Raw genomic sequence first — 10,964 nt, 5'->3', positions numbered from 1 at the left:
GTCGATACTTGAAGTGAGCCCAGATCAATAATATGATAAAGATGCAGTAGTAGTGTAAACAGAAAGTGGTGTCATTTATGAATATAATACAGGAGCTGTTGTCGTTATTTCACAAACAGCTTGAACATAATAAAGGCAGTAATCGTGCGCTAGTGTTTTGGTATGATCCCAATGGCAGCTACCGAGATATACAATCGATTGAGGCAGCTTTAGCTAAAGATGGCATTCGTTTATGGATGCTGACAGAGGACAATCCTTTTCGAACGAAGGTGAAGTTCGAGTTGGAGGATACCGAGCATTCTTATTTGCTGTATGCACCGTTTGAGAAGCCGAAAAACAGCGAGAACTTTTTGTTAGATATGTTGTTGTATGGCGGGAAGTACGGCGAATTTGTAGCGGATGAAATCGCGATTAAGATGAGGGAGCTACGGATTGATCATCTGCCGATTCGCGCTTTTTTGAAAGAACATTGGTCGTTTTTCGCTAATCAAAAAAGGGTTAGTCGTTTTGAAAAACTTTTGCCGAATATTCCAACAGAAGATGATGTGAAAATGACGATGCTTGCAGTATTGGTGGGTGCGACGAATATTAATCCTCCGGAGCTGCTGAAGGGTGTCGTGAAAAACGGTGGCATTCAAGACGAAAATGAAGCGTTAGTAAATATTAAGAAGTTCATGGATAGTAATATCTTCTTTAAAGCAGTGGAAGAGTATTTCGGATTGCAGTCAACTGAAGAAAAACGTTTGATGTATATTATCGAATCGATTGTTTTTCAGCATTTTGCTATGAATGTTGAGGATCAGTATATGGGCGGCTTATCTTATCAAAGCTCCGTACCAAATATTTGTAAAGTATTTATTGATGATTGGTTAAAAAGTGACCTCCATGAGAGTTTGGCGAATGCGTTAGTCGAATTGCAACAGAAATGGAACATTCAACAATTAATACGGACGTATACATATGAGCCGTTTATTCAGTGCGATACATTCAAGGTTATTGAAGAGAACATTGTAAACATGATGCACCAGTTAATGATGCAGGATGCTCTTCCAGTGAGGGAATGGAGAAGTATTCTTCATGAACGGAGTCGCAGTTATTGGTATCATACGCAATTTGAACGTATGTATTTGTTTTTGGAAGAAGCGCTAAACGTTTATGACCTTCGCGAAAGTTTTAAACTGGCGGAAGTCCCAAGAAACGGTGAAGAGTGGTTTTCTCTATACACAGAAAAGCAATTCCAGGTTGACTATCGTTATCGTCAGATGTTCCGTTGCTATCATGCTGTGGAAAATAATGAGCTTGTTGCGAATTTGTACGAGAAGCTAACGTACTGGTATGAAAATGTGTTTCTGTTAAAGTGGGGTCAATGGACAGATCAAGTCATGACTCAGGAGTTAGGTACACAATGGAACATACCCGGTATCTTGCATCAACAGGAATTTTTCCGTAAATGCATTCAACCGATTTTAGAAGGGACACGTGAGCGTGTTTTTATTATCATATCCGATGCACTGCGATTCGAAATTGGATATGAGTTGAAAGAAGGATTCGCTAATGTATTGAACGCAGAGGTTTCGTTACAAGCTATGCAAGGTATATTGCCTTCGTATACTCAATTAGGAATGGCGGCTCTATTACCAGGAAACATAACCAATATTCTTGAAAATGGTACTGTAGAAGTGGATGGGCTATCCACGAAAGGTATGTTAAACAGAACAAAGCTGTTACAAAGCAAGGTAGTCGATTCAATCGCTTATGACTTATTGGACTTTATGCAATTGAATAAAGAGCAGGGGCATGAGCTTATTCGTGGAAAACGAGTGGTATTCCTTTATCATAACTTCATTGATGCTATTGGAGACGACGTTAAAACGGAGAAACATACGTATGCTTCTGTTGAGAAAGTAATCGAACAGATTAAGTCAGCTGTGAAAAAACTAACAGGCACATATGAGGCTGTCCGTATTTATATGACGAGTGATCATGGATTCTTGTATCAATCAGGTCAAGTGGAAACTTATCAAAAAACAGAACGGATTGAAGGGGACATTTATGACCGTAACCGCCGATTCGCTATTGGACGTCATTTGTCATCGCCTGATGGTACAATGCGCGTATCTTTGGATTATTTAGGCTTAGATATGGAAACAGTCGTAGCAAAAGGATTAAATCGATTTACAGCACAAGGCGGACAGCGTTTTGTTCATGGCGGTGCAATGCCGCAGGAATGTATTGTTCCTTTACTGGAATACCGACAAATTCGCGGAAAAGCGAAGAAAACCGCAGAACAACGGGTAGATGTCCGTGTCGCATCCATTACAAATAATATTACTTCTTATCAAATAAATGTGCCGTTTTTCCAAGAAGAAAAAGTAAATGGGGAATATTCATCTCGTTCATTACGTATGTCATTTTATTTTAACGGCGAGAGAATATCCAATGAAGTGAATGTGACGTTTGATCGGACAGGAGAAGTGAAGGATCGTGAAATACAAGTAACATTCCATTTGTTTGAAGGTCGATATAAGACAGGGGATCGTTGTACGCTTCGAATGGAGGATGTATCAGGTAGGGAAACATTCTTTTACGGGGAAGAAGATTTTGTGTTGAAGCTGTATAGTGTGTAATGAGGAGGGGGCATGTTGCTTAAGGTTGGTGACATTGTAAAGGGGCCTGTATGGTCAGAGGTTGTTGAAATTAAAGAGATTCATCGCATTCAGCCCGACGTATATCATGTTGAAGCTCGTGGACTTGAGTCTAATGTGTATTTTCCCGTAATCATATTTGAACAACAGCTTTCTTCCATAGAAAAGTTGAATCAACAAGCCATACAAGCTTATAGTCCATCACAGCTGCAAGCTCATCTATGGTATTGGGAATTAATGATTGATAAGAAGTTTTCCAAGTCGCGTGCTTTAGGGAATAATCAGGTTATCCCTTTGCCACATCAAATTGAAGCAGTTTATGGTCGAATGCTGCAAACACCGACAGTTCGCTATTTATTAGCGGATGATCCGGGTGCAGGAAAAACAATCATGGCGGGCATGTTGATTCGAGAATTGAAAGCAAGAAAAAGTGCGGAACGGATACTTATCCTAGTACCGCCTTTAGTGTTGAAGCAGTGGCAGGAAGAATTGCATGAAAAGTTCCAGGAAGAATTTGTGATTCTTACCCGTTCTTCAATCAATGAACAGAATGGAAATCCGTTTGCTGAACATTCTTGTATATTAACTTCTTTATATTGGTCGGCTCGAGAAGAAATCAAAACTCTTATTATGGAAGTGGATTTTGATTTGATCATAGTGGATGAGGCGCATAAGATGGCAGCCTATACAACGAGCGGAAAGAAAAAAACGACGCGTCGAACGAAAATATATAAATTGGGTGAGAGCTTATTACAGAACTCACCACATTGCTTGTTGTTGACGGCAACGCCGCATAAAGGGGATGTTGAGAATTTCCGTCATCTCATGCGATTGATTGATAAGGATATTTTTTCATCTATCGGTATTAAAGAAACGATGCGAGATAAGGCAAATCCATTTATCATTCGACGTTTGAAAGAGAATTTGAAAAAATTTGATGGTTCACCGTTATTTCCGAAACGAACGACACAAACGATTCTATATGACTTATCCCAGCTGGAATTGGAACTGTATAACCAAGTGACAGAATATGTGAAGAATTATTTCAATCGGGCGTTGCTACGGCAAAAGCATGGTACAGCATTCGCTATGATGCTATTACAAAGAAGATTGAGCTCATCTATTGAAGCAATTCACTGCTCGTTACAGAGACGGCTGGAACGATTGAAGCTCATGCAACAAACAGAAATCAATGAGCTGAATTTTAGTAGTGAGGAATACGAAGAGATTTCATATGAAGAACAAGAGAATATAGAACAAGAAAGTGAAGGTTCTATTGATGCTGTGGACGTTAATGAGCTGCAAGTAGAAATTATGGAATTGGAACGTTTGCTGGGAATAAGCACTGAGTTAAAAATGTACCATACAGAACGTAAATTCCGAGAACTAGAACAGACGTTATTTGGGGACTGTGGCCTTCTTTCTAAAGGCGAAAAATTATTAATCTTTACTGAATCGATCGATACACTACAGTACTTAGAACGAAAATTAGCTCATTGCGGCATAAAATCAGCCAAAATTATGGGACGTTATTCAATGGAAGAACGCCGTAGGCAGGTGGAGCTTTTTCAGAACGATTTACAAGTTATGCTGGCGACAGATGCAGGTGGTGAATCCATAAACTTGCAATTTTGCAATCAAATGATTAATTATGATATCCCTTGGAATCCGAATAAGCTAGAGCAACGAATGGGACGTATTCATCGTATTGGACAGAAAAATGAAGTATTTGTTTTTAATTTAGTAGCTAGGAATACGAGAGAGGGCGATGTGTTAGCAACGCTACTTACAAAAATGGAAAGTATGAGAAAAGATTTGGGTGCTGATTTGGTTTATGATTTTATTGGTGAAAGACTGGAAGAGTTCAATACAAGTTTACCGACACTTATGCAGAATTCCATTTTGAATCGCGAAACATTAGCTGATATTAAAGGGAAAATCAATAAAGCGATTAGTGATGAATATGAAGAATTACTAAAACAAACTGAACAAGAGCGATTTGGAATGGATGCTCTGGATTTAAATAAAATGCAGCATGATCAATTAAAGATTGCTGTTAATCGAATACCAAATCGAGTATTTAGTCGATTCACATGTTCCATTTTACGTGAACATCGAGTGCGTATACATGAGCAGCAAGAGGGAGAAGTGTATAGGGTAGATCGTATTCCAAGAAGTCTGAGAGATTTTGCTCGTGCAAATAAAATTGTATTGAAAAATAAAGAGGAGAGTTATCGTTTCACTAGCGATAAAAAGGCAGTAAATGAGCATCAACTTTTGATGGAAAATAATCATCCTCTCTATGAAGTGGCATTATTGAAAGAGAAAGAAACGCTAATAAGTACGCCAGTTTTACAATATAGGATTGAACTTCCTATACCAGAGCAGCTTGAAGTAGAAAGCTATACCATTCGTTTAACTGATGGTACTGGAAGAGAATTATTTCAGGATATTGTTTATTTTGCTAAACGCCAGAATGGTCAGGTTGTTGAACTGGATTCGTATTGGTTGTTTTTAGGTATATTTGAATATGTTTCTCCACAATCTTTTTCTGAGAGTAAATCATTTATAGCATCTGCTCTAAAGAAATCAATGAAAAAACGTGAAGAACTAGCACTCACCTTGGAAGAACAGCTCAATAAAAAACGCCAATTCTTAAGAAGAGCTTTCAATGCACAATATGACAATACGCTTGAAAGACTTGAAAAATATAAACGAGAAAATGAGGATAATAGAAATTCTGCGCTTATCAATCAAATGCAATCCCAACTCTATGATATTGAGGACCGAAGGAAACTGAGGATTGAGGAAGTGGAGAGGGAAAGAAACATCAATATCTTACCGCCTAGTTTGAAAGGGAAATTTATACTCGAACCTTCTATGAATATATCGTATCGAGTAATTAATGATGATTATAGAGAACTTATCCACCATTTCGAAGAGGAAAATGGACGACGAGTAATAGAAATGTATCCTTCTCTGGGGTTAATTGATTTCATTAGCGAAGATTTTGATGGAAACCATAGGTTTATTATTTTGACAACAAATAATAAGGTCGAGCTTACGCAAATCCATATTCGTGATTTAGGGGATTTAAGACGAAATATCTGGATTTATTTGGTTGAAGAGGGATGCTTGGTAGAAATAAGAAAATTGGATATTTAATAAATGTACACCTCTCGAGTGATTTAGATAAAAATTTCTAATTCATTTGAGAGGTGTTTTGTATATCATAAGAAAAAATGATTTATTTTAAAAGTTTTCCCTTTAATTTTTATATTAAGATTTTGACTCATAAAATAAGGATATTAATCTTGAATTTTGTTTACAACAACTAACTAATTTAGGTAAAATTGTTATAAATAGTAAATGTGAATTTGAATTGATTTAGAAAATTCAAATTCGTTAAATGGCTATAAATTTAATGCGATAAGTCACTTTTGAAAGCGGTGAATATGTATGCAGAATAAAATCCTGATTGAAGAACAAAAAAAGTTAAATAATACAATAAAAGAGATTGATAATACAATTAATAAAATGAGTGAAAAGTTGAAAAATAATCAATCGAATGATGTTATTCTCGAAAGAACAAACAGAAAATTTATAAATAATTATTTGGATGCAAAAAAGAATCCTTATTTTGGTCGCGTTGATACATACGAGAATGGGAAACGTATAAGTTTTTATATTGGACATATAGGTGTTGCCAAAGATAAGCATGAAGATATTATTTATAGCTGGAAATCTTCCGTCGGTGATTTGTTTTATCAATTCCATGGTGGGGACAGTAAAGTCAAGATTGAAAAATCAGATGGACAAAAATATGATTTTAATGTTTTGTTAAAAAGAACTCTTAAAATTGATAAATTGAAAGTAAAAAGCTATCAGGATACATTATCTACTTTAAAGCATGAAAACAGTAAGAAAGTTGAAAATCAAATTTTATACGATAATTTTCTAATGGATTTGCTGGAAGAGAAAAATAATAAAACTCAACTAAAAGATATTATCATGACAATCCAAAGAGATCAAAATAAAATAATTAGATTACCTATTGAAAATTCAATAATTGTTCAGGGGGTGACTGGAAGTGGTAAATCTTCGATAGCCTTAACGCGTATATCTTATTTATTGACCAGGTATAGAGACAAGATAAATATAGACGATATTGCAATAATTGCACCTAATGAAATGTTTTTGAGCTATATTCAATCTGTTCTACCGGCTCTTGAAATTGAAAATGTGCCTCAATTCACTTTTAAATCCTTAGTTAAATTATTTATGAATGATATAGATGTAAATGAAATTAGTGAAAATAAAGAGATAATTTCTAAATCGGAAGATGATTTCATTGTTTATAAAAATTCAATCCTTTTTAAACAGAAGATTGACCAGTATATACAGGAATTTGAAAAACACTTTAAAAATAAAATAGGAGAAATACAATATTTTGATCCTATTAACCAAACAAATATAACTCTTTCACGAAAGCAAATATTAATGCGTTATGATGATTTAAGTTATTTATCTTTGAAAAGAAAAAACGAAGAAATATATCAATATATAAAGCAATGGGTTGACTATCTTTTGAAATCCGAACTTGAAAAGCTGCAAAAGGAATTCAATAACATTTTGGAAGTCATTTTTAAAGGTGTACCGAAAGAAAATGAGTTGAGAACAAGCACATATGAATCTCTTGAAAAGGTTTATATGTATAGACAACAAAAAGTTAAAGCAGAAATAAAAAAGTTATGGAATGACTATAAAAAAGACTGGCAAAGTTTTGAAGTGATACCTACGTATAATAAGATATTGAAACTGGAGCTCTTAAAGCAAACTAGAGATATTGAAGTAAACACTCAAATATACGGAAATGAAGATATGGCCCCATTAATGTATTTAGACATTTTACTTAATGGAGTTCGTAGAAAATTTAAGCATTTAGTTGTTGATGAAGCACAGGATTTAAGCACATTTCAAGTATATGTAATTAATCTCCTTGCCAATTCAATCACATTACTTGGGGATGTAACGCAAAATTTGTATTTGGAAAATGGAATTAATAATTGGAATCCTTTAATTAATGAGGTATTTAATAAAGACAAAGTAAGCTATCTTGAGATTAACACTAGTTATAGATCCACAACACCTATTTTGGAAGTAGCAAATCTAATTATAAAAAACAATGGAATCATCGATGCACCTAAAATAATCCCGGTAGGACGACAAGGAGAAGATGTTGATATAGAAAAAATATTAGATCCCTCTTTGTTGCCTCAACGAATTATAGCCACCATAAAAGAATTACAAGAAAAAGGCTATAAAAAAATAGCCTTAATACACAAAGATATAAAAAAATCAAAGTCATTATATGATTACTTAATCAAATATTTCTCCAGTATACAATTAGTCAGTAATACAGAACAGTCCATTACTAAAGACGTTATAGTTATTCCTGCGTTTATTTCCAAGGGATTTGAATTTGATGCTGTAATTATTCCGAATGGCAGCCATATTAATTATGATAATACTGCTTTAGATTCTAAGTTATTATTTATCGCTGTAACAAGGGCTAACCACTATATTAAAATTTATTATCATCAGGAATTATCTCCATTATTAAAAGGAATAAAATCTGTAGATGTTTACAATGAGGGAGATTATGCTTTTTTATGAGATTTAGTAAAAATATATTAATCATGTTTAAAAATTATAAAACCAGATTCCGAGATTAAGGAATCTGGTTTTACGTTTATACTTTATTTATTTGTTCCATTTTTAATAATCCTCTGAATTGTTTCCAATATGTTTGAACAATAGGGTGATTTTCTACTAGAATCCCAGTTTCAATATTTTTATGGAAACCGTGTAAAGTGAAATTGGCAGAAGTAATTAAAAGTTTTTCCTGGTCAATTAAAATGAGTTTGGAATGTAAACTTGAAAGGGTATCATTTTCACTTTTATTCCAATAGTATAAATTTGGTAATAATAAATCGTTAGGCCAATTACTTCTTAAAACTTTAAGATTTGAATCGTTTTGATGAAAGATTATATCAATTTTACACCCTTTTCTTGCAGCAGTTATGAGTTCATTAAATATTTTTTTATAGATTTGTCTTCCAATGAAAAGACATAACCGACTATAAATATTTCATATTTTGCAGTTTGGAATAACCTGTTAACTGTATCATATGTGGTTGGAATTTTGGATGTACTGTTTTCAGGGCCAGTCCACACAGGGGTTAATCCAGGTTCTGCTTGTTTTCTATAAATGTACATATCCTTTGCAGTTTGTAAGGCCAATATCAAAGTGGAGGAATCAATATTCTGCTCATATGCTGTTTTTAGCAATTCAAAGGCAAAGTAATCCAAACTAAATGAAAGCTTTTCGTTTGAAAGAACTGTATTATAACCTGCAATTATATTATCACCTTTAGTTCGCAATAAGGTGAGGAACCTATCATAAAAATCTGTTTCACTATGAAAACATGCTTCAACAAATTGAATGATTTTAGTTTCAACTGTTATCATAGTTGAAAGAATTCCTTATCTTTATTTGCAACTGTATTGATTAATACAGACCGATCAAGATACTGATTAGAGTTCTCACAGGACGTTTCGGGTATCAGGAGACAACTGTGACATGCGGCACCATTAATATCATTAAGAGTCAAGGGATCGTGTTCGGCACATAAAGGATCACCGGAACAGTAGAGTGCAGATGAGAGTGCCCTGCCCAAAATAGCTGTAAATTTATCTGTGCTGCCCAGTTCAACCAGCCCACCAAGACTTCCTTCAGAATCAACTGTGGCAGTATAGATCAAGATACCGGCCATTTGTTTTTTAGAATCAGAATATATCCTTTCTTTAAGTGCAGATGATGAATATCCGGAATGCATGCATAATTCATGTATAAGTATGTGCGACAGTGAATGTAATAGAACATAACGTAAGCCGGGAAATTCAGGAATAAGCTCATCAGGAATATTCCGATCATGATAATGGCCAAAATGGGCATCCCTAAAGGACTCTTCATATTCCTCATTATCTTTTATCCATCTCTTGATTCTTTCTTCTTTAATTGATATAAATATCCCCTCACCAAAAGTTTCAACACCAGGAAGCCAGTTTTGTTTGATGTTACTAATGGGAGCCATCGTTGAAATACCCTCCAATGTTTGGTCCCCTGATAGTCTTTCCGTTACATCCGGCAAAGGGTGAATCCTAGTAAACCCTTTTAATACCATTACTTCTTTTAAGCGTTTCACTTTTATTAGTTTATCTACCATCCCTGAAAATTCTAAAGGAACAGTTTGCTTCTCTATTTCAAAATCAGGTTCATCAAACGGAATTTGTGAGGAAGTGATGGCTTTCCATTCAGGGAAACGTAAATCTATGTCTTCTTCATTATCTGTACTGGATAGAATATATTGAAGATGACTCCATAATTCGTCTCGATCATAATGTTTCAATTCTTTATGATAGCGAACAAAGCCAAAGAAACTATCTTTATTAGTTGTCAAATCCTGATCATCAAGATCAATTTCTTCCCTTAATAGATCTTCCAAAGGTTCCGTGGTGGAATTAGTAGGGATCATAATGGAACTTTCCAATACAGGAAAATATAAATTGGATGCACCTCTTAAAAGAACCTTTCTCTGTTTATCACATGGAGTCTTGGATTTTTCTTGCTTACCGAGCCAAGGTTGTCGTCCGTTGCACTTTGGAAGAAGTCTTTCATTCTTATAGCCCTCAGATAAAGGAGCGCTTATATTACAAGTGGAACAGATGATGATTAAATCTGAAAGTGAACCTGTTTTCCCAGTATCTTCGAGGAAGAGTTTACAAGATCTATAATTGTACTCTTTTTTATTGTGAGCATGTACAAAAAAACCCCATGGAAAATCCTCGATATGGCCATTTTCACAAGACGTTAAAAACCGCACCGGATGTGTCTTTACGCGTTTACATGGTTTCTCTTGATTATGACAATAAAGTACACCTTCTTCTTCTATAAAATTCCTGGAGTTCCCCAACTTGTGGCAGTTAGGGCAAACGTGGAATTCAGGAAAACGATATGCAGGTATTGTTCCTAAACGGGAATCTTCAGATACAGGTATAGATTTAATTTTATCAATTCGTAATTTCTTTTTTAAGCGAGGTTCATCTATATCGGTTGAGTATCTTTGCAAAACAGTTTTATCCCATTTGTTTATACCGCTCATAATTACCGAAAAGTCAGGTAAGTCAACAATAGCACCTGGACCGAAAGTTGTAATTAGCTGACTGGGGCGGACTTCGCCTATCTTTGTATTCATA

6 protein-coding genes are annotated in these 10,964 nt (G+C 34.9%); 3 read left to right on the top strand and 3 right to left on the bottom strand.

Going from position 1 to position 10,964, the window contains the following annotated elements:
* Window positions 1-77: 77 nt before the first annotated feature.
* From pglZ to AC4D4B_RS13675, 3 genes are all read left to right on the top strand, one after another.
* Complete coding sequence (gene pglZ / locus AC4D4B_RS13685) at window positions 78-2,627, top strand: BREX-1 system phosphatase PglZ type A (protein ID WP_491000234.1); 2,550 nt, start codon at window positions 78-80, stop codon at window positions 2,625-2,627.
* Window positions 2,628-2,642: 15 nt separating this feature from the next.
* Window positions 2,643-5,810 carry a DEAD/DEAH box helicase gene (locus tag AC4D4B_RS13680; protein WP_491000233.1) on the top strand — a complete coding sequence of 1,056 codons (3,168 nt, stop codon included), beginning with the start codon at window positions 2,643-2,645 and terminating at the stop codon, window positions 5,808-5,810.
* A 294-nt stretch (window positions 5,811-6,104) separates the two neighbouring features.
* Window positions 6,105-8,321 carry a HelD family protein gene (locus AC4D4B_RS13675; RefSeq protein ID WP_491000232.1) on the top strand — a complete coding sequence of 739 codons (2,217 nt, stop codon included), beginning with the start codon at window positions 6,105-6,107 and terminating at the stop codon, window positions 8,319-8,321.
* A 76-nt stretch (window positions 8,322-8,397) separates the two neighbouring features.
* Here AC4D4B_RS13675 and AC4D4B_RS13670 read toward each other — a convergent pair whose 3' ends face one another.
* From AC4D4B_RS13670 to drmB, 3 genes are read right to left on the bottom strand one after another with little or no spacing between them, the layout of a single operon-like run.
* Entirely contained in the window at window positions 8,398-8,694 is a 297-nt protein-coding gene (locus AC4D4B_RS13670) for a phospholipase D-like domain-containing protein (RefSeq protein ID WP_491000278.1), read from the bottom strand.
* Between the two features lie 32 nt (window positions 8,695-8,726).
* A complete protein-coding gene (locus AC4D4B_RS13665; protein WP_491000231.1) occupies window positions 8,727-9,176 on the bottom strand; it encodes a hypothetical protein in 450 nt (149 codons plus the stop codon).
* On the bottom strand, window positions 9,173-10,963 hold the full coding sequence (gene drmB / locus AC4D4B_RS13660; RefSeq protein ID WP_491000230.1) for a DrmB family protein: 1,791 nt from the start codon (window positions 10,961-10,963) through the stop codon (window positions 9,173-9,175). Before drmB ends, AC4D4B_RS13665 begins: the two co-directional genes overlap by 4 nt.
* Window position 10,964: the final 1 nt, after the last annotated feature.

It is taken from the genome of Pradoshia sp. Z6_59 (genome assembly GCF_058267515.1).
Note: the sequence above shows the minus strand (reverse complement) of the source record. Positions and strands in the feature narration are given on the sequence as shown.